The following is a 19,843-nucleotide window of genomic DNA, read 5'->3' on the forward strand; positions in this document are numbered from 1 at the left end:
CCCCAATGAAGAGGAGCCTCCCATGAGGTCTGTTCGTCATGCCCTGCTGACCGGCGTCCGCCGGCTCTCCCTGGCCGCCGCGGTCGGTGCCGTCCTGGCCACCGTGCCTGCCACCGGGCCCACTACCGGCGCGAACGCCGACGATTGCGACCAGGCCTGCCAGATCGACTGGGCCTGGGCCGCCCAGCGGCAGAACGCCCTGCCTCGCACCGCCTTCTACGATGCGCCCGACCCGCTGCCGTGGGCGCCGGGCGGGACCCTGATCCGCGCGGAGACCACCTCCGACTACGTGGTGGAGGACAAGCCGGTCGAAGCCGTCCGCGTGCTGTACCACTCCCGTACCTCCCGGGGCCGGGACGTGGCGGCCTCCGGCGTCGTCCTGGTGCCGCAGGACCGCCCGCGTCCGGCCGGTGGCTGGAAGGTGGTCGTGGACGCGCACGGTGCCAGCGGCATCGCGGCGGGCTGCGCGCCGTCGCTGATGCGCGACCTCTACCACGGCAACCAGATGGTCCGGTTCCTGGAGCAGGGGTACGCGGTGGTCGCCCCGGACTACGCGGGCCTGGGCACGACCGGCCGTCCGGAACTGCTGAACAAGGCCGCCGCGGCGGAGGACATCGCCGGTGCGGTACGGTCCGCGCGCCAGGCGGTGCCAGGCCTGTCGGGCGAGTGGGTGCTGTGGGGCCACTCGCAGGGCGGCGGCGCCGCACTCGCCTTCGCCGAACGCCAGCTGACCCGCCCGGTGCCGGGCTACCGGGGCGTGGTCGTCACCTCGCCCGCCGCCGACCTGCCCACCCTGGCCGCCCACGTCGCCACGACCGTCCCGTACGGCGGATTCGCCCCGCTGCTGGCCCAGGGCGCCGCGTACAGCGACCCGGCGATCGACGTCGGACGCCTGCTGACCCCGGTCGCCGTGGCCCGCATGGACGGTGCCCGGAACGGCTGCCTGGGTGTGGCCACCGCGGTGTACGCGGATCTGACCGGACCGGCACTGATCCAGCCGGGCTACTCCGGCGACCCGCGCTTCACCCGATACCTGCGCGACAACAGCGTCGGCCAGAAGCGCGTCGCAGGACCGGTGCTGTTCCTGCAGGGCGGCGCGGACACCGTCACCCCCGAATCGGTCAACACCAAGGTCGCCGGCGAACTCCGCGGCACCGGCACCCAGGTCACCTACCGGGTCTACGACGGCCTGGAGCACGACACCTACGGTGCCGCGACCGGGATCGACGACGGCGCGATGGCCGACATCCTCGCCTGGGTCGGGGCCCGCTTCGCCGCCCGCTGAAGCCCTGCGAGTGCCCGCGGGCCTGCCCGGCCCGGCCGCTCACCGTCGCGGCGAGAACCCGAGGACCCGCGTGTGGCGCGGGCTCTTCGACGCCGACGCCGCACGCCGTGCGGGCCCCGGGTGGCTGCGGAGGCCGGGGTTCAGACCCAGGTGGGGAGGGAGGCCTCGGCGTAGCGGCCGCCGAAGCCGCCGGTGGGCAGGATCGCCGCGATGGCGTCCAGGTCGGCGGGGGTGAGGACGAGGTCGGCGGCGGCGGTGTTCTCCTCCACTCGCTCGGGGGTGCGGGTGCCCGGGATCGGCACGATGTCCTCGCCCTGGGCGAGGATCCACGCCAGAGCGAGCTGGGCGACGGTGGCGCCCTTGCCGGCGGCGAGCTCCGACAGCTGCCGTACGGCCTCGACGTTCTTCTCGAAGTTGCCCGGCTGCCAGCGCAGGTCGCGGTTGCGCATGTCGCCCTGGTCGTAGGATCCGGCGGGCTGGGCGGTGCCGGTCAGGAAGCCGCGGCCCAGAGGGGAGTAGGCGACGAACCCGATCCCCAGCTCCCGCAGCGTCGGGAACAGCTGCTCCACGTCCCGCTCGAACAGCGAGTACTCGGTCTGCAGGACCGACACCGGCTGCACGGCGTGGGCCTTGCGGATCGTCTCCGGCCCTGCCTCGGACAGGCCGAGGTACTTCACCTTCCCGGCCTCGATCAGCTCCCCGACGGCCCCGGCGACGTCCTCGATCGGCACCTTCGGGTCGACCCGGTGCTGGTAGAGCACGTCCACGTGGTCCACGCCGAGGTGGCGCAGGCTGTTGTCGAGCACCTCGCGGATGTGCTCGGGACGGGAGTCGGTGCCGTAGTCGCGGGTGAACCCGAACTTGGTGGCGATGGTGATCTCGTCCCGGAACGCCGCGACGGTCTTGCCGACCAGCTTCTCGTTCTCGCCCCACCCGTACAGCTCCGCGGTGTCGAAGTGGGTGACGCCCAGTTCGTGGGCCCGCTGGATCGAGGCCGCCCCGCCGGTCTCGTCGGCGGGCCCGTAGGCGAAGGAGATGCCCATCGACCCGAAGCCGATGGCTGAGGCGGCCAGACCCTGACGGCCAAGAGTGCGCTCCTGCACAGCAATCCCTCCAAAATCAAACCAAACCGTTTGGTATGAACGCTTCTCACACTACTCGCCGGATCGGCGAGGTCAAACCGAACGGTTCGGTTGACTAAAGTTGGGGCATGGCCAGCACCGATTCCACCCACGACCGGATCATCGCCGCCGCCCGCGCGGAGTTCGCCCAGCACGGGATCGCCGGCGCCCGCGTCGACCGGATCGCCAAGGCCGCCAGCACCAGCAAGGAACGCGTCTACGCCTACTTCCGCAGCAAGGAAGGGCTGTACGAGCACGTCGCCTCCGCCGAACTCGTCGCCGCCGCCGACGCCGCCCACCTGGACCCCGCCGACCTGCCCTCCTACGCCGGTCAGCTGTTCGACTACTTCACCGCGAACCCCGACCGGCACCGGTTCATCCTCTGGGGCCGTCTGGAACGGGCCGCCGCACCCAGTGAGACCCCCTACACCGGCGCCGTCCTGCGCACGCTCCCCGCCAAGATCGAAAAAATCCGGGCCGCCCAGGCCAACGGTGATCTCGATCCCGCCTGGGATCCCATCGACATCATGGCGCTGGTCGTCCAGATCGCCATGACCTGGATCGACCAGACCGAACTCGGCGCCGTCGCCCCACGTACCGCCGCCGACCCCAGCCCGGCCGCCCGCCGCGCCGCCGTCATCCGCGCCGTCGCCACGCTCTTCCCGCCCGCCAGCTCCCGCGAACGGACAGAGGCCCCGACGGCCGGCTGACGTGCCTGCCGGCGGCCCGCGCCGCATTGTCCGCGTAAGTGAAAGTTTCACAGAATTCACCCGTCGGAAACTGCGTAATTTGCGGCGGATAAGGAGTTAATTTGTCGCCTGCGGGAAGGGCCGTGCCGCCGCTCCGGTTGACGGGTCGCAGTAAGGGCTTTACGTTCCTGCAGAGATGTTAGCGCGAACAATCAGCGCAGGCCGTACGCGGGAAATCAGCGACTCTGGACACTCTTGCTGCCGATGCCGGGCCGAGGCGCATTCCGAAAGTGGGAGCGCTCCCAAAAGGCTCGGCACCAACAGCCACGAGGAGGAGACATGACGCAAGGTCGGAACGAGCCCGTCGGCGGCGAGCGGCGATCGCTGAGCCGGAGAGCCGTCCTGGCGACCATGGGGGCCCTGCCGGTCCTCGCGGCCGCGACACCGGCCGCGATGGCTGCCGCCGCTGCGGTCATCGATGCGTCGGTGCAGCGGCAGACGATACGGGGCTTCGGCGGCATGACCCACACGGCCTGGATCGGCGACCTGACGGCTGCCCAGCGGGACACGGCGTTCGGCACCGGCGAGGGCCGGCTGGGCTTCTCCGTGCTGAGGATCCCCGTCCCCGAGAACCAGGCGGACTGGGGCCGTGATCTGGCGACGGCCAGGCGCGCGAGCGAGCTCGGGGCGGCCGTCATCGCGTCGCCGTGGAATCCCCCCGCCCGCATGGTCGAGACCTTCGTCCGTGGCAGTCAGACCAACGCCAGGCGACTCAGATACGACATGTACGGCGCCTACGCCCAGCACCTGAACGACTTCACCACCTACCTGCGGAACAACGGGGTGAATCTGTACGGCATATCGGTGCAGAACGAGCCCGATTACGCGCATGACTGGACGTGGTGGACTCCCACCGAAATGGTGCGGTTCCTTCGGGAGAACGCCGGCTCGATCGGCACCAGGGTCATCGCGCCCGAGTCCTTCCAGTACCTGAAGAACATGTCGGACCCGATCCTCAGCGACTCCACGGCGCTCGCCAACGTGGACATCATCGGGGCGCACCTCTACGGCACATCGTTCGCGAACTTCCCCTATCCCCTCTTCAAGCAGAAGGGCGCGGGCAAAGAACTCTGGATGACCGAGGTCTACTACCCCAACAGCTCCGATTCGGCGGACCTCTGGCCTCAGGCGCTCGACGTGGGGGAGCACCTCCACCGCGCCATGGTGGAGGCGGAGTTCCAGGCGTACATCTGGTGGTACATCCGGCGCGGCTACGGCCCCATGCGTGAGGACGGCCAGATCAGCAAGCGCGGCGCCAACATGGCGCACTTCGCCAGGTTCGTCCGCCCCGGGTATGTGCGGATCGAGGCGACGGCGAGCCCGGCGTCGAACCTCTACGTGTCGGCGTACCGGGGTGGCAGCTCCACGATCGTCGTGGTCGCCATCAACAAGGGGACCTCCGCGGTGAGCCAGCAGTTCACCCTGAGGAACAGCACCGCGTCCAGGGTCTCCTCCTGGCTGACCGACGCGGGCAGGAACGTCGCACCCCAGGGCACGGCCGGCGTGTCGAACGGTTCCTTCACCGTCACGCTTCCCGCTCGAAGCGTGATGACCTTCGTGACCGCGTGACCCGGACGATCGGCGGGACCGACGCCAAGCCGGGAGGCAGGCTCACACCCGGTCGTGCGCGGCGTCGGTTCCTTCTGCCACGTCGAGCACGATGAGGGCGGCACGGGCGTCGACCACTGCCTGGGACGAGCGGAGGTCGAGGCCGGTGAGGGCTTCGATGCGGCGAAGGCGCTGGCTCACGGTGTTCGGGTGCAGGGTGAGGGCGCGGGCCGTCAGGTGGCGGTCCACGCCCGAGTCGAGGTAGGTGCGCAGGGTCCGCAGCAGCGCGGCTCCGTGGTCGTGGTCGTACCTGAGCAGGGCGCCGAGCGTACGGTCGGCGTACGCCCGCAGCCGCACGGGATCGCCGAGTTGCAGGAGAAGCCCCGCGACGCCGAGATCGTCGAGGGTGATCGTGCTGCCGCTCCGCCCGGCATGGCCGGCGACAGTGAGCGCGCCGCGTGCCGTGCGGTAAGCGTTCAGGAGGTCGCGCTGGGCCGGGTCGGACACGGCGACGGTGGCGTCGTCGACCCCGCGGGCAGAACGCACGCTCCGCCGGAGCGCGTCGGCGGCGGGTCTGCCGGCCGCGGGGCCGGTTGCGACGACGGGCCACAGGGCGACGATGACGTCGCGGTAAACCGCGACGAGCGGTCGGGGACGCACACCGGACGCGAGCGCGACGGCCTCGGTCAGCGCGCGCTGGACGGCGCCCGCCGGAGCCGGGCCCCCGCCCGTGGTCACCTGCGCGACCAGGGTGAGATGGTCTCGGACGAGATCGTGGCCGAGCAGGCCGGCGCGGTCGCGTACGGAGGGTGACATGGGGTCGGCGCCGGCGAGGAGGTCGGCGAGGAGGTCGCCGCGCAGGTTCTGCTCGACCTCAAGGGCGGTGCGCCGGCGCAGGAGTTCGAGGGACAGCACGATGGAGGCGTGCTCGAGGGCCCGGCGGTCCAGAGGTGCGAGGTCGCCGGCCCTGCCGGGAACCCAGACCCGGGCGGCCACCTCCCCTTCGAGGACGACGTCGGCGACGACGTGCGGGCCCTGCTCGCCGACGAGCCCGGCCTCCGGAGCGCGCCGGCCGGCTCCGGCCTTGAGGAGGTCCTCCGGAGCGGGCGGACCTCCGGCCTGGGCGAGGACCTCGCCGCGCACGCCCTGGACCAGCACCGGAGCGCCGAGAAGATCGTGCAGGGCGCCGGCGATGCCCTCGACCCCGCCCGCGCGTACGGCGACGCGCAGCAGGCGTTCGTGGATCTTCTCCGAGCGCATCACGAGGTCGCGCTGGTCGCGCAGATCGTCCAGCACCCGTGCCGAGGTGATGGCGAGGGCCGCGTGCTCGGCGAGCAACTGCAGCCGGTCGATCTCCTCGGGGCCGAACTCGTGCACGGCCGAGCGATAGCTGTTCAACGTGCCGATCACGCCGGAGGCGGTGACCAGGGGGACCGACAGCATGGACCGGTAGCCCTGCTCGCGGGCGACGCCGCCCCAGATGAAGTCGGGCTCGAGGGAGATGTCGGCGACCGCGCACGGCCGGCCCGACCGGTACGCCCGGCTGGACGGGGCGCCGCCGGACGCGCCGGCCTCCAGCCGGACCGGCCGGTCGGAGTTGACCCGGGCGACATACTCCTCGGTGAGCCCGCTCCAGCCGGCGATCACGAGGTTCCGCTCCGCGGGGTCCGGCACGAGCACGCCGCAGAAGTCGAGCCCGAGCAGCTCCCGGGCGGTCGCGGCGACGAGGTCGAGGACGTCCCGCAGCCCCCTGCCGGCGTTGACCGCAGCCGTCAGGGCGCTGACCGCCGCCAGCCAGCTGCGCAGCTCCGTGGCATCTCCGCCGTCCATGCCGTGAATGTACAGCCCAACACTTCATGTCGGAAACAGTGTCACTTCGAACATGGCCGTGGCGACACTTCGCCGTAACACTGAGTTCATCGAAGTCGCACCACCGGAGGTCATGGCACTGTCGAACTCCCCCGAGGAACCCAGGGACCGGCCGATCATCGATCCGGCCACCGGCGCCGTGATCCGTACGGTGCCGGACAGCACTCCCGGCGAGGTCGACGCGGTGATCCGCCGGGCGCGGGCGGCGTTCCTGGACGGGCCGTGGCCGGCGCTGACCCGGAGCCGGCGGGGCCGGCTGCTGCTCCGCGCGGCCGACGTGATCGAGGAAGCCACGGAGTCGCTGTACCGGCTGGAGACCCGCAACAACGGCCGGCCGGTCACCGAGACGCGCGCCCAGCTCTCCCGGGTCCCCGAGTGGTTCCGCTACAACGCCGGCCTGCTCGCCGCACAGCGCGACGCGGTGCTGCCGTCCGACGGCCCTTACCTCACCTACCAGCGCAGGGCGCCGCTGGGCGTCTGCGGCATCATCACGCCCTTCAACCACCCGCTGCTCATCCTGGCGCGCAGCCTCTCCGCCGCCCTGGCCACGGGCAACACGGTCGTGGTGAAGCCGTCCGAACTGACCCCTCTGTCCACGCTCGAACTGGTCGGCCTCCTGCACAAGGCGGGCCTGCCGGAGGACGTGGTCACCGTCGTGACCGGCGGTCGCGAGGTCGGTGAGCGGCTCACCGGACACCCGGACATCGCCAAGATCACGTTGACCGGCGGCACCGAGGCCGGGCGCGCCGCCGCCGTGGCGACCGCGGCGCGGTTCGCGCGCGTCACCGCCGAGCTCGGCGGCAAGACGCCGATCGTGGTCTTCGACGACGTCGATCCCGAGGTGGCCGCGGAGGGCGCGGCGTTCGCGGCCTTCGTCGCGGCAGGCCAGTCCTGCGTGGCCGGATCCCGGTTCCTCGTGCAGCGAAGCGTCTACGACCGCTTCGTCTCGGCACTGGCCCGCCGTGCCGAGGCGATCCGGATCGGCGCCCCGTCCGACGCTCGCACCCAGCTCGGCCCGATGGTGAGCGCCGCGCAACGGGACAAGGTCCTGCGGATGATCGCCGTGGGCGTGCAGGAGGGCGCGCGGCTCGTCGCGGGCGGCGGCGTCCCCGATCTGCCCGAGCCGCTGAGCGGCGGCTTCTTCGTCCGCCCCACCGTCCTGGCCGGCGCCTCGAACGACATGCGGGTGGCGCAGGAGGAGATCTTCGGCCCGGTCGCCGTCGTCGTGCCGTTCGAGGACGAGGCCGACGCCGTCGCGAAGGCCAACGACAACCGGTACGGCCTCGGCGCCGGCGTCTGGACCCGCGACCTTGCCCGCGGACACCGCGTCGCGGACCGGATCGCGGCCGGGATGGTCTGGGTCAACGACCACCACCGCCTGGAGCCCTCGCTGCCCTGGGGCGGGATCAAGGAGTCCGGCACCGGCCGCGACGCGGGCGCCGAGTCCTTCGACGACTTCACCTGGATCAAGACCGTCGTGGCCCGCACCGCGCCCGACGACGTCGACTGGTACGGCGCGGACACGCCCGGCCGCCTCAACTGACCTCCGCACCCCCGGCCAAGGAGAACGTCCATGCCGAAAGAATCGTACGAATCACCGCCCGGCCACTGGCGCGCCGAGATCACCCGCACGCAGTGGCTGGTCCTGGCGGGCACGACGATGGGCTGGGCCCTCGACGGGTTCGCGGCCAGCCTGTACGGGCTGGTCCTGGGCCCGGCGATGACCGAGTTGCTGCCGCACAGCGGTGTCGCCGCGGACGCCGGAAGCATCGGCCTCTACGGCGGCCTCACCGTCGCGCTGTTCCTGCTGGGATGGGGCACGGGCGGCATCCTGTTCGGCATGCTGGCGGACCACTTCGGACGCGTCAAAGTGCTGTCGGCCGGCATCATCACGTACGCCGTGTTCACCGCGCTGGCCGCGTTCGCCGACACCTGGTGGCAGCTCGGCGTGTTCCGGTTCATCGCCGGCCTCGGGTCCGGCGTGGAAGCTCCGGTCGGCACCGCGCTGGTCGCCGAGGCCTGGCGCAACCGCCACCGGGCCCGGGCATCCGGCGTGATGATGTCCGGCTACGCCATGGGCTTCTTCATCGCCGCGCTGGCCTACGCCGTCCTCGGCGGGCACGGCTGGCGGCTGATGATGGGCATCGCCGTCATCCCCGCGCTGCTGGTGTACTTCATCCGCCGGCACGTCCCCGAGCCGCCGGAGATCAGCGGCAGCATCGCCGCGCGCCGGGAGCGCAAGGCCCGCGGGCACCGCACCGCGCAGGACCGGTTCGTGCTGCGGCGGCTGCTGACCCGCCCGTTGCTGAGGCACACGCTGATCGGGACCGGGCTGGCCACCGGTTCCCTGGTCGCCTTCTGGAGCGTCTCGACCTGGTACCCGCAGGTGATCCGGCAGGCGGCCGCGGCCGCGGACCTGCCCGCCGCCGTCGCCAACGAGCGCGTCGCGGTCGCGTCGATGCTGTTCAACGCGGGCGGCATCCTCGGCTACGCCAGCTGGGGCTTCCTCGCCGACGCGATCGGCCGCCGCAGGGCCTTCGCCACCAGCTTCGCGATCTCCGGCGCGAGCGTGGCGTTCCTGTTCCCCTTCTCCCACACCCACACCACGTTCCTGCTGGTCATCCCGATCGTCGGGTTCGGGCTGTACGGAGCCCTGTCGGGGATCCTCGTCTACGGACCCGAGCTCTTCCCGCCGAGCGTGCGGGCGACCGGCATCGCGCTCTACAACGGGATCGGACGCTACATCACCGCGAGCGGCCCGCTGGTCGCCGGCGTCGTCGCCGCCTCCTGGTTCGGCGGGGACCTCGGGCTCGCCACGACCTGCGTCGTCGCCGTCGGGATGCTGGGCTCGCTCGCCCTGTTCGCCGCACCCGAGACCCGCGGCGCCCCGCTCCCGGACGATCCCGTGCCCGCCGCCCAGTCGAGCCATCCCGACCGCGACGCGGTCAGCGCCGGAGAGGAGACCCGGTGACGTCCCGCTACGAAGGTGCCCGCGCCGCCGTCATCGGCGGCTCCATCGGCGGGCTGACCGCCGCCCTGCTGCTGCGCGACCTCGGGTTCTCGGTCGAGGTGTTCGAGCGCACCCCCACCCCGCTGGACGGGCGGGGCGGCGGGATCGTCCTGCAGCCCGACACCGTACGGTGGTTCACCGAGCGCAGTACGCAGAGCCTCGACGCTCTGAGCACCGCGACGGAGTACGTCCAGTACCTCGACCGCGACAACGGGATCGTGCACCGCGATCGGCGCCGCTGGACCCATACCTCTTGGGGCACCTTCTACCGGGGCCTGCTCGCGGACTTCGGCACCGACCATTACCACCTCGGGGAGTTCGCCTGTGGCGTCGCGCAGGAGGCCGAGCACGCCACCGTCCGGTTCGTCAGCGGCCGCCGGGCCGAGGCCGAGCTGGTCGTCTTCGCCGACGGCATCACCTCGACCGGCCGTCCCCTGCTCGATCCCGGCGCCCGGCTCGAATACTCCGGCTACATCGGCTGGCGGGGCACCGTACCGGAGCACGAGCTGAGCGGGGCGACCCGCGCCCTGCTCGGCGACGCCATCTCCTACAGCGTGGTGCCGCACTCGCACATCACGCTCTACCCGATCCCCGGCGAGCGCGGCACCGGCCCGCGGGACCGGCTGATGAACTACGTCTGGTACCGCAACGTGCCGGCAGGCGGACAGCTCGCGGAGATGCTCATCGACAAGCGCGGCTTCACCGGCACCGTGTCCCTGCACCCGGGCCAGGTCCAGGACCGCTACGTCGAGGAGATGCGCGAGGCGGCCTCCCGGTCGCTCGCGCCCGCCGCGGCCGAGGTCATCGCGGCCACCGAACACCCCTTCATCCAGGTGGTCTCCGACATCCGCTCCACGCGGATGGCCGACGGCAGGGTGGCCCTGGTAGGCGACGCGGCCGCGGCGGCACGCCCACACGCCGCCGCGGGCACCGCCAAGGCGGCCGCGGACGCCTGGGCGCTCGCCGACGCCCTCGCCGCCGCCGACGGCGACATCCCCGCAGCCCTGCGCAAATGGGAGCCCGGGCAGCTCGAACTCAGCGCCAGGCTGCTGGAGCGCGTGGCGGCGATGGGGGAACGCTCACAGGTCCACAACACCTGGACGCCCGGAGACCCCAGCCTGCGCTTCGGGCTCTACGGCCCCGGCCGCTGACACACAACCAGATGAGGAGATGAGATGTCCGACACCGCTTTCCTGTCCGATCTGCCGCTGGCCGGCAACCTGGTGGCCACCGGCTTCGACGGCTGGTCCGACGACCTGCGCGCCGAGTTCGACGCGCACGCCCACGACGGCGAGGTGGGCTCGAGGCTGCTCAGCGGGACCGACCGGGTCCGGGTCTGGGAGATCAGGCTCGCGCCCGGCGAGCGCTGGCACGCCCATCGGCACGTCCTGGACTACTTCTGGACCGCGGTGAACGCCGGCCGCAGTCGCCAGCACACCAGTGACGGGACCACGCGCGAGGTCTCCTACTCCGCCGGTGAGACACGGCACTTCGTCTTCGGGGCGGGGCAGTACCTGTTGCACGACATCGAGAACATCGGCGACACCGACCTCGTCTTCACCACCGTGGAGCACCTCGACAGCGCGAACGCGCCGCTCCCGCTGCCCGGGGCCGTTCGATGATCGGTCCCCTCGCGGACGGCCCGATCGACGTCCACGCGCACTGGCTGCCGCCCGAGTTGTTCGACCTCCCGCCGGGGGCGCCGTACGGCCCGTTGCACGACCGCGACGGCGAACTCCACCTCGGCGACGTCCCGCTGTCCATCCCGACCCGGGCGATGAGCGACGTGCCCGCGACCCTGGACGACATGGCCGCCGCCGGGATCGGGGTCCGGGTGCTCTCGGCTCCTCCGTTCGCCTTCCCGGTCGCCGGCCCCGCCGCACCGTACGTGGACGCCTTCAACGACGCGCTGGCCCAGGTCGTGAGCGGCTCGGGCGGGGCCCTGGCCGGGCTGGGCCTGGTGTCCCTCGACGACGCGGAAACGGCGACGGCGCAGCTCATGCGGCTCGCCGCGCTGCCCGGGGTCGCCGGGGTGGCCGTCCCGCCCGTGCTCGCCGGCGCTTCGCTCGACCGCGGCGTACTGCGGCACGTCCTCGGCGTCGCCGCCGCGGAGGGGCTGTCCGTGCTGGTGCACCCCATGCAGCTCCCGCGCCCGGAGTGGCGCGACCACTACCTCGCGAACCTGGTCGGCAACCCGGTCGAGACGGCCACCGCGGTCGCGGCGCTGTTGCTCGGCGGGGTCGTCGAGCAACTGCCGGACCTGCGGATCTGCTTCGTGCACGGCGGCGGATGCGCGCTCGGCCTGCTCGGCCGCTGGGATCACGGGTGGCGGACCCGCGCGGACGTGCGGCGCGACTCGGCCCGGCCGCCGGGCGAGACCGTACGCTCGTTGTGGTTCGACACCGTCACCCACGACCGCGCGCTGCTCGGCCTGCTCACCGCGAAGGCAGGGAAGCAGGCCGTGGTGTGCGGCAGCGACCATCCCTTCGACATGGCGCAACGCGATCCCGTCGGTTTCGCCGAGGCGGGCGGCCTCGACGTGGCCACGCTCGCCGCCAACGCGCGCGCGTTCCTGGGGGCGCCGGCATGAGCACGCTCTTGAGCCCGCTGACGCTGCGCGGGCTCACCCTGCCGAACCGGGTGTGGCTCTCGCCGATGTGCCAGTACAGCGCCGGCCCCGACGGCGTACCGGCGGACTGGCACCTCGTCCATCTCGGCGCCCGGGTGACAGGTGGCTTCGGACTGGTGCTCACCGAGTCCACCGCGGTCTCGCCGGAGGGGCGGATCAGCCCGCGGGACACCGGCTTGTGGTCGGACGAGCAGGTCGCGGGCTGGCGGCGGATCACGACGTTCGCGCATGCGCACGGCACACCGATCGGCGTGCAGCTCGGCCACGCCGGACGCAAGGCGTCGACGTTTCCGCCCGGGCTCGGGAGCGGCTCGATCCCGGCGGCGGACGGCGGCTGGACCGCGCTCGGGCCGTCGCCGCTCGCCTACCGCGGCTATGCCACACCCGCGCAGGCGAGTGTCGCCGACCTCGACCGGGTCGTGGCGGACTTCGCCGCCGCGACCCGGCGCGCGGCCGCGGCCGGCTTCGACGTCGTCGAGATCCATGCCGGGCACGGGTACCTGTTGCACCAGTTCCTCTCGCCGCGCGCCAACCGGCGGACGGACCGCTACGGCGGCAGCTTCGACAACCGGGTCCGGCTGCTGCTGGAGGTGGTCGATGCCGTGCGCGGGGCATGGCCGGCCGAGCGCCCCCTGCTCGTCCGGGTCTCGGCCACCGACTGGGTGGACGGCGGCTGGACGCCGGAGGAGACGGTCGATCTCGCCCGGCTCCTGCACGACCGCGGAGTGGACCTGCTCGACGTCAGCACCGGCGGGCTGGACCCGGACCAGCGGATCCCGGTCGGCCCCGGCTACCAGGTCCCGTTCGCCCGGCAGGTGCGGGACAAGGCGATGCTGCCGGTCGGCGCGGTCGGCCTGATCACCGACCCGGACCAGGCCGAGACCGTGCTCGGCGAGGGCTCCGCCGACGTCGTCCTCCTGGGGCGGGAGGCACTGCGAGATCCGTCGTGGCCGCTGCGCGCGGCCGCGCGCCTCGAACCGGCCACCCTCCGCGACCGCTATCCGCGGCAGTACCTGCGTGCCGTCTGAATCGGGTCGTCACACGGTGATCTTCTGCAGGGTCTTCCCCTTGGCGTCGGTGATGACGAGCCTCAGCACGTCCGTTTCCGGGGGATACTCGATGGCCCAGAGCCCGAGCCCCGGGCCGACATTCCGGGTGAGGTTCGCCTGAAGCCTCCGGCCGTCCTTGGTGACGGCCGTCACCCCGTGAACGTCGTCCTTGGCGATACCGAACCAGACGGCTTTGCCCCGAAGCTTGCCCTGGATACGGGCGAACTCCTTGGTGAGCGGCGGAAAACCGGAGCAGGAGCTACCGTTCGGGCCGCTCTCGCACAGGAAGAGCTCACCCTTGCGGGGCGCGTCGCTCACCCACATCACCAGCGGTGGTACGGAGGCGATCTTCCCCTTGGGGGGATGCTTCTTCTTGAGTTCCACGAATCCCCTGCCGGGTCGTGGCGTGACCGTGATCGTGACCTCGGCGGACGGCGCGGTGGGCAGGGCGGCGACGATGCTGTTCTGGCGCTCCGACCATGGGCGAACCGACCAGGCCAGGACAACGGCCGCGGCGACTCCCACCGCCGACGTCGCGGCGACGGCAGCACGACGGCGTCTGCGCCGGGCGCGTCCGGTCGCCATGGCCCGGTTCACGTTCGTCGTGCTCGGCGGCCCCTCTTGGCGCGCCAGCGAGTCGAACACCTCTTTGACATCCATCACGATTCCTCCGTACGTGCGAGACGGGACTCCGGCGCGTCGAGCAGCGAGCGCAGGGTGGCCAGGCCGCGGGCGGTCTGGCTTTTGACGGTTCCGGTGGAGCAGCCCAGCGCGTGGGCGGTCTGCTCCACGCTCAGGTCACAGTGGAAGCGCAGCACGAGGGTGGCGCGCTGGCGCGCGGGAACGGCGGCCAGCGCCCGGTTGACGTCCATGACCAGGTCCCGGTCGACGCCCTCGGCCGGCCGGTCGGATGGAGTGGACGTCAGCCGTACCCGGGAGAACCAGCTCCCGCGCTGTTCGGCGAGGAAGACCCGGATCAGCATCGTGCGCACGTAGGCGTCGAGGTCGTCCGCGGCCCGTGCCTGGCGCCATTTGACGTAGAGCCGCGTTATCGCCGCCTGCACCAGATCGTCGGTGCGGTGCCAGTCCTGGCACAGCGGGTATGCGATCTTCCTCAGCCAGGACAGCCGGACACTCACATAGGCGGTGTACTCCTCGTCAAGGCTCATTGGTCTCCCCGATAGATGGCTTCACACCCCAGGAGATGCGTCCGGCCCGGGCGCAGGTTGCAACACGCCGGCCGATGGATGGTCGCTCAGGCGGAAGTGACCAGGTCGTGAGCGGCCTCGGCGAAGGCGCGGACCCGGGCGGTGGCGCCGTCGGACCGCCACAGCAGTCCCCATCGCAGCGGCGGCGCGTCGCTGAGGTGGACGTAGGCGACGTCGGGACGTGCGTAGTAGCGCCTGGCCTGGGCTCCGACGGGGAAGGCGCCGTGGCCGGCGCCGATGAGGGTGAGCATCTCGTTGAACGTCGAGGCCGCGGGACCCGGCTCGATCGGCCGTCCGGAGGGAGTGACGCCGGGGGTGCGGTCCTGTCGCAGCGAGACGGGCAGGGTGTCCGGTAGCTGGAGGAGCTTGACCCTGGCCAGGTCCTCGAGCGAGACCGACGTACGGCGGGCGAACGCGTGCCCGGATGGTACGGCGAGCATGCGCACCTCGGACACCAGCACCGGGCCGGTGGCGATGTCCGGCTCGTCGATGGGGAACGTGCCCAGCGCGAGATCGACCTGGCCGTCGCGCAGCCAGGGCATGAGATCGACCATCTGCGCCTCGCGAAGCTGAACCTCGCAGTCCGGCAGCCGCCGGTGGAACAGCTCGGCGGCCCCCGCGAGCAGTTGCCCGCCCGCCGCGCCGACGAAGGCCACCCGCAAGGTGCCGGTCAGGCCGCGACCGGTGTCGATCGCCCGCGTGAACGCGGCGGCGATCTCGTCCCAGGCGGGCCGGACCTCCTCGTACAGTCGCCGCCCCACCGGGGTCAGCTCCACCCGGCGGCTGGTACGGGTGAACAACGGCACCCCGGTCCGGCGCTCGAGCTTGGCGATCGTCTGGCTGATCCGGGCGGTGGACACGCGCAGCCGCTCGGCGGTACGGCCGAAGTGCAGCTCCTCGGCCAGGGTCAGGAACGCCTCCAGCTCATGCCGCTCGAGCATGTCACCTCCAGATCGTTAACCGTCGCTTCACGATCCTTCCACAGAGCCGCGTTGATCGCCCTTCGCCCCGGGACGAGAGTGGTACCCGCCAGACACCCTCTGACCTGCACGGGAGCAAGCCATGTACGTCACCGCCGACCACGCCGTCGCCACCCCGGCGAAGGACCCGGACGCACTGGTAAGGGAGCTTCGGGACCGCGCCGAGATCCTCGACGCGCTGTACCGGTTCGGCCTGGGCCAGGACCTCAAGGACAAGTCGCTGTTCGCCTCCGCCTTCGCCGCCGGGGCGGAACTCGACTTCCGCCCCGCCGCCGCCAAGTGGGGCGGCCGGCCCCCGGTGATGTCCGGGCGGGACACGATCGTCGGCACCATCCTGACCATGTTCACCGGCCGGGTGGACACCACCCACCAGGTCACCAACCCCCGCATCGCCGTGGACGGGGACACCGCGCGGCTGATGGCCCTGGTGGAGGCCCAGCATCTGCTCACCGCCGACCACGCCGTCTTCGCCCTGCTGAAGAACCCCTATGACGTCGACCTGGTCCGCGACGGCGAGCGCTGGGTCATCCGCCGCGTGCGCATCGACAACGCCTGGTACACCGGCGACCCCACCGCGATCTTCGGCTCCGCGGCGACGACGCCTTCACCCCGGCCGCGCTGAACCGAATGCGGCGGATCCGCTTGAGCGATGCATACTGCATATGCATACTTAGTATCCATGTCGATCAGGCACGGCCTGCTGGCGCTGCTCAGCAGAGGGCCTCGGCACGGCTACCAGCTGCGGGTGGAGTTCGAGGCCTCGACCGGGGCGACCTGGCCGCTCAACATCGGCCAGGTCTACGCGACGCTGTCCCGCATGGAGCGCGACGGCCTCGTCGAGCCGGGCGAGTCGGACGAGCAGGGCCGGGTCGCCTACACGCTCACCGCGGCCGGCCGGGCGGAGCTGGCGCGATGGTTCAGCACCCCCATCGTCCAGTCCGACCGGCCGCGGGACGAGCTGGTCATCAAGCTGGCCATGGCCGTCGAGGCCAAGGAGGTGGACGTCGCCGAGGTCATCCGCCGGCAGCGTACGGCGACCATGCGCGCCCTCCAGCAGCTGACCAAGGCCAAGCGAGCTGTGACGGGAGGCGCGGCCCAGCGGCTGGTGCTCGATTCCATGATTTTCCGGGCCGAGGCCGAGCAACGGTGGCTGGACCACTGCGAGGCCGTTCTCAAGGAGGAAACATGACGGTCGTACGGCTGGCCGAGGTGGCCAGAGTCCACGGCGAAGGGGCGACAGCCGTACACGCTCTCAAGGGCGTGAGCCTGGAGGGCGACGCGGGGGAGCTGGTCGCGGTCATGGGCCCGTCCGGGTCGGGCAAGTCGACCCAGCTCAACCTCGTGGGCGGGCTGGAGCAGCCCACGTCGGGCACGGTGCACGTCGACGATCAGGACCTGGCCGCCGTACGCGACCTGGCGGCATTACGGCGGCGCAGCGTCGGCTACGTCTTTCAGGACCTCAACCTGATCCCGTCGCTGACGGCGGTGGAGAACGTGATGCTGCCGCGCGAGCTCGACGGCGCGCGCCCACGCCTCGCCCGCGAGGAGGCCATGGTCGTGCTGGCGGAGACCGGCGTGGAAGAGCTGGCCGACCGCTTCCCCGACGAGCTGTCCGGTGGCCAGCGCCAGCGGGTCGCGATCGCCCGCGCTCTGGTCGGCGAGCGGCGCCTGGTGCTGGCCGACGAGCCGACCGGCGCGCTCGACACGCGCACCGGCGATGAGATCCTGCAGGTCTTACGCGCCCGCTGCGACGTGGGCGCGGCGGTTTTACTCGTCACCCACGAGCCGCGCTACGCCGCCTGGGCCGATCGGGTGGTGTTCCTGCGTGACGGGATGGTCGCGGATTCCACGGACGTGCCGCTGGAGAGCGCCCGATGAGCGCCGTTCTGGTCGCGCTGCGCCTCGCCCGCCGCAACGCGTGGCGTTCCCGGGGGCGAAGCGCGCTCATCATGGTGATGATCGGCCTGCCTGTCCTGGTGATCACGGCGATGCTCACCCTCACCGCGACCATGAGCGTCAGTCCGCGGGAGGGGCTGGTGGCCGAGCTCGGCGCGGCCGACGCCCTCCTCATGCAGGCACCCGAGGGTACGGTGCTCCGCCAGGAGCCGAACGGGACGAGCTGGAGCGGGGGCGGTGAAGGAGCGACCGTGCCCCGGCGCGGCGCCGCCGAGGTGGGGGCGCTGCTCGGACCGGGCAGCAGGTTGATCCCGTTCGATGCCGGTGTGCTCCAACTGGGCAGCGAGCGGGTCGAGGCGCTGCGGACCGACCTGCGCGATCCCCTCACCAAGGGGATGCGGACGCTGAGCGAGGGCAGGTTGCCCGCGGCCGCCCGTGAGGTCGCGGTGACCTCCGCGTTCGGCCTGCGGCCCGGCGACCTGCTGCGGCCGTCCGGCGCGGCGCCGCTGACGGTGGTGGGCGTGGTCGAACACCCGAACCGGCCCTCTCTGCGGCAGGTCGTCGGTCCCGATCTCCCGCTGGCGTCGGTGAATGAGTTCTGGTCTCCGCGCCAGAACGGCACCGGATGGCTCGCCGACACCGCCGAGCCCGTGTCCTGGACCCGCGTGAGCGCGCTGAACAGCGCCGGTCTGTACGTCACCTCGCGCGCCATGATGACGGACCCTCGCTCGTGGGCTCGTGACTCGGGCTTCGACGTCCAGTCCACGGTCGGGATCGGCGCCATGGTGATCATGGTGGTGCTGGTGACCGTGCTGCTGGCCGGGCCCGCTTTCGCGGTCGGGCTCAGGAGGCGGCGCCGGGAACTGGCCGAGATCGCGGCCCAGGGCGGCTCGGCCGCGCAACTGCGGACGATCGTGGTGGCCGACGGGCTGCTTCTCGGCGGGGCCGCCACCTTCGTGGCGACGGTGCTGGGCATCGGGGCGGGAACGCTCGGCGCCCCGATCATGGCGCGCTGGGGCGGACAGGTCGGCCCGCCGGAGGTGCCGTGGCCGCCGGTGCTGGCCGTCGCCGCTCTGGGCCTGCTCACCGGGATCGTGGCAGCGCTGGTGCCCGCCGTACAGGCGGCTCGGCAGAACAGCGCTGCGGTGCTGGCCGGCCGGACGCCCGCGGTGGCCGATCGGCCGGGATGGCCGCTGGCGGGGGCCGCGCTGGTGCTGGCCGGACTGGGGGCGACCGTGGTGGCGCGGCGCCAGCCGGGTTCGGTTTGGGTGCTCGCCTCCGCCGTGCTGGTCCTGCTCGGGCTGGTGGTGCTGACGCCGTGGCTGGTCCGCTGCACGGGGCGGCTGGCCGGGCGGTTGCGGCTCCCGCTGCGGATGTCCGTACGTGACGCGGTCCGCCACCGATCCCGTACGGCGAGCGCAGTGGCGGCGGTCATGGCGGTTACGGCCACCGTCGTGGCGGTGGGCATCGGCACGTACAGCGAGTACATGGACCGGCGCAACGCCTTCACCTCGGCGCGCCCGACCGGCATGCTGGCGATCTGGGCCGGAAACATCGGCGATCCGGCCTGGAGCAGGCTTCGCGCCGAAGCCGCCCGCCAGTTGCCGGGCGTGCCGCTGGCCGCCGGTTACCAGGTGAAGGACGCCAAGGGCCACCGCTACGCGTTGCGGTACACGGTGCGATGGAACGGCACCCGCACCCGTCGCACGGTGGCCGTCGGAGACCAGACTCTGCTCAGGCTCCTGCAGGGGCGCCATGATCCGCAGGCGGCCGCGGCGCTGGCGAGCGGGAAGGCCGTGGTGTTCGACCCGGCCGCGCTGCGGGACGGCAAACTCGCGCTGCGGGCGAGCTCCACGTCCGGCCCCGCGCGCAAGCTCGACGTGCCCGCGGTGCTGGCCACACCCGCCGACGAGCACCAGGGCGGCGCCCTGCTGCCGCGTGCCCTGGTGGAGCAGGCCGGTTTCGCGACGGCGGAGCGCCAGCTCTACGCCATGTACCGGCCGTCGGCGAACTCGACGCTGGCGCGTGATCTGGCCAAGGTGACCCCCCGCGTCACCGTCGCCTCCGAGGAGGGCTACCGCAACATGCCCGACCCCGCCCCCGGCCTGTGGCGCTGGCTCGGCGGCGCTCTCGTCCTCGTCGTCGGCGGCACGCTGGCCGCCACCCGCCTGGCAGCCGCCGACATGCGGCCCGAGCGGGCGACGATGGTGGCCATCGGCGCCCCGCCCAGGATGTCGCGGGCGGTCGTGGCGGGCCAGGCCCTCTACATCTCCGGGCTCGGCGCGCTGGTGGGGCTGCTCGCGGGAACGGTGACGGGCCTGGCCCTGACCCGGCCGATGACGACGCACGGCGCCGGAGATCCCGCCACGATCGCGATACCGTGGCCGTTTCTCGTCGCCGTGGTGATCGGGCTGCCCGTTCTGGCGAGTGCGGCGGCGCTGATCATCCGGACCAGGCTTCCCCTCGCCCGCCGGCTCCTGTGACACCGACCGGCTGGAC

The 19,843-nt window shown here is 72.2% G+C and carries 18 protein-coding genes; 13 read left to right on the top strand and 5 right to left on the bottom strand.

Annotation, left to right across the window (positions count from 1 at the left end):
- The first annotated feature begins 22 nt into the window (after positions 1-22).
- Positions 23-1,285: an alpha/beta fold hydrolase gene (locus ACIHFD_RS56725; protein WP_397373983.1), complete on the top strand. Its 1,263-nt coding sequence runs from the start codon at positions 23-25 to the stop codon at positions 1,283-1,285.
- A gap of 140 nt (positions 1,286-1,425) precedes the next feature.
- On the opposite strand, the gene ACIHFD_RS56730 is transcribed toward ACIHFD_RS56725, so the two are convergent.
- Positions 1,426-2,388, bottom strand: a complete 963-nt coding sequence (locus ACIHFD_RS56730) for an aldo/keto reductase (RefSeq protein WP_355211658.1) — start codon at positions 2,386-2,388, stop codon at positions 1,426-1,428.
- A 107-nt stretch (positions 2,389-2,495) separates the two neighbouring features.
- Between ACIHFD_RS56730 and ACIHFD_RS56735 the strand changes: the two genes are divergently transcribed.
- Positions 2,496-3,116, top strand: a complete 621-nt coding sequence (locus tag ACIHFD_RS56735; RefSeq protein ID WP_397373984.1) for a TetR family transcriptional regulator — start codon at positions 2,496-2,498, stop codon at positions 3,114-3,116.
- Positions 3,117-3,434: 318 nt separating this feature from the next.
- Positions 3,435-4,724 carry a glycoside hydrolase family 30 beta sandwich domain-containing protein gene (locus tag ACIHFD_RS56740; protein WP_397373985.1) on the top strand — a complete coding sequence of 430 codons (1,290 nt, stop codon included), beginning with the start codon at positions 3,435-3,437 and terminating at the stop codon, positions 4,722-4,724.
- A 42-nt stretch (positions 4,725-4,766) separates the two neighbouring features.
- Here the strand turns inward: ACIHFD_RS56740 and ACIHFD_RS56745 are convergent, their stop codons facing one another.
- Complete coding sequence (locus ACIHFD_RS56745) at positions 4,767-6,533, bottom strand: helix-turn-helix domain-containing protein (RefSeq protein ID WP_397373986.1); 1,767 nt, start codon at positions 6,531-6,533, stop codon at positions 4,767-4,769.
- A 112-nt stretch (positions 6,534-6,645) separates the two neighbouring features.
- On the opposite strand from ACIHFD_RS56745, the gene ACIHFD_RS56750 reads away from it, so the two are divergent.
- Genes ACIHFD_RS56750 through ACIHFD_RS56775 form a run of 6 tightly spaced genes read left to right on the top strand, consistent with a single transcriptional unit; the run spans position 6,646 to position 13,239 of the window.
- Positions 6,646-8,115, top strand: coding sequence for an aldehyde dehydrogenase family protein (locus tag ACIHFD_RS56750; protein WP_397373987.1), 1,470 nt, complete (start codon positions 6,646-6,648; stop codon positions 8,113-8,115).
- Between the two features lie 30 nt (positions 8,116-8,145).
- A complete protein-coding gene (locus tag ACIHFD_RS56755) occupies positions 8,146-9,543 on the top strand; it encodes an MFS transporter (protein WP_397373988.1) in 1,398 nt (465 codons plus the stop codon).
- Complete coding sequence (locus ACIHFD_RS56760) at positions 9,540-10,733, top strand: FAD-dependent monooxygenase (protein WP_397373989.1); 1,194 nt, start codon at positions 9,540-9,542, stop codon at positions 10,731-10,733. The genes ACIHFD_RS56755 and ACIHFD_RS56760 overlap by 4 nt, the downstream gene beginning before the upstream one ends.
- A gap of 24 nt (positions 10,734-10,757) precedes the next feature.
- Complete coding sequence (locus tag ACIHFD_RS56765; protein ID WP_397373990.1) at positions 10,758-11,204, top strand: hypothetical protein; 447 nt, start codon at positions 10,758-10,760, stop codon at positions 11,202-11,204.
- Positions 11,201-12,172, top strand: a complete 972-nt coding sequence (locus ACIHFD_RS56770; RefSeq protein ID WP_397373991.1) for an amidohydrolase family protein — start codon at positions 11,201-11,203, stop codon at positions 12,170-12,172. Before ACIHFD_RS56765 ends, ACIHFD_RS56770 begins: the two co-directional genes overlap by 4 nt.
- The gene (locus ACIHFD_RS56775; protein WP_397373992.1) at positions 12,169-13,239 is read left to right on the top strand and encodes an NADH:flavin oxidoreductase/NADH oxidase; all 1,071 of its coding nucleotides are present in this window, start codon (positions 12,169-12,171) and stop codon (positions 13,237-13,239) included. Before ACIHFD_RS56770 ends, ACIHFD_RS56775 begins: the two co-directional genes overlap by 4 nt.
- A gap of 9 nt (positions 13,240-13,248) precedes the next feature.
- Here ACIHFD_RS56775 and ACIHFD_RS56780 read toward each other — a convergent pair whose 3' ends face one another.
- From ACIHFD_RS56780 to ACIHFD_RS56790, 3 genes are all read right to left on the bottom strand, one after another.
- On the bottom strand, positions 13,249-13,920 hold the full coding sequence (locus tag ACIHFD_RS56780; RefSeq protein ID WP_397373993.1) for a hypothetical protein: 672 nt from the start codon (positions 13,918-13,920) through the stop codon (positions 13,249-13,251).
- Entirely contained in the window at positions 13,920-14,429 is a 510-nt protein-coding gene (locus ACIHFD_RS56785) for a SigE family RNA polymerase sigma factor (RefSeq protein ID WP_397373994.1), read from the bottom strand. Before ACIHFD_RS56785 ends, ACIHFD_RS56780 begins: the two co-directional genes overlap by 1 nt.
- 86 nt (positions 14,430-14,515) lie before the next feature.
- On the bottom strand, positions 14,516-15,409 hold the full coding sequence (locus tag ACIHFD_RS56790; protein WP_397373995.1) for a LysR family transcriptional regulator: 894 nt from the start codon (positions 15,407-15,409) through the stop codon (positions 14,516-14,518).
- Between the two features lie 121 nt (positions 15,410-15,530).
- Here ACIHFD_RS56790 and ACIHFD_RS56795 point away from each other — a divergent pair, with 121 nt between their 5' ends.
- The 4 genes from ACIHFD_RS56795 to ACIHFD_RS56810 are packed head-to-tail and all read left to right on the top strand — an operon-like array spanning position 15,531 to position 19,827.
- Positions 15,531-16,070, top strand: coding sequence for a nuclear transport factor 2 family protein (locus ACIHFD_RS56795; RefSeq protein WP_397373996.1), 540 nt, complete (start codon positions 15,531-15,533; stop codon positions 16,068-16,070).
- Positions 16,071-16,127: 57 nt separating this feature from the next.
- The gene (locus tag ACIHFD_RS56800) at positions 16,128-16,637 is read left to right on the top strand and encodes a PadR family transcriptional regulator (RefSeq protein ID WP_350742052.1); all 510 of its coding nucleotides are present in this window, start codon (positions 16,128-16,130) and stop codon (positions 16,635-16,637) included.
- Complete coding sequence (locus ACIHFD_RS56805; protein WP_397373997.1) at positions 16,634-17,326, top strand: ABC transporter ATP-binding protein; 693 nt, start codon at positions 16,634-16,636, stop codon at positions 17,324-17,326. The genes ACIHFD_RS56800 and ACIHFD_RS56805 overlap by 4 nt, the downstream gene beginning before the upstream one ends.
- Positions 17,323-19,827 carry an FtsX-like permease family protein gene (locus tag ACIHFD_RS56810; RefSeq protein ID WP_397373999.1) on the top strand — a complete coding sequence of 835 codons (2,505 nt, stop codon included), beginning with the start codon at positions 17,323-17,325 and terminating at the stop codon, positions 19,825-19,827. The genes ACIHFD_RS56805 and ACIHFD_RS56810 overlap by 4 nt, the downstream gene beginning before the upstream one ends.
- Positions 19,828-19,843 lie beyond the last annotated feature (16 nt).

This window comes from Nonomuraea sp. NPDC051941 (genome assembly GCF_044593615.1).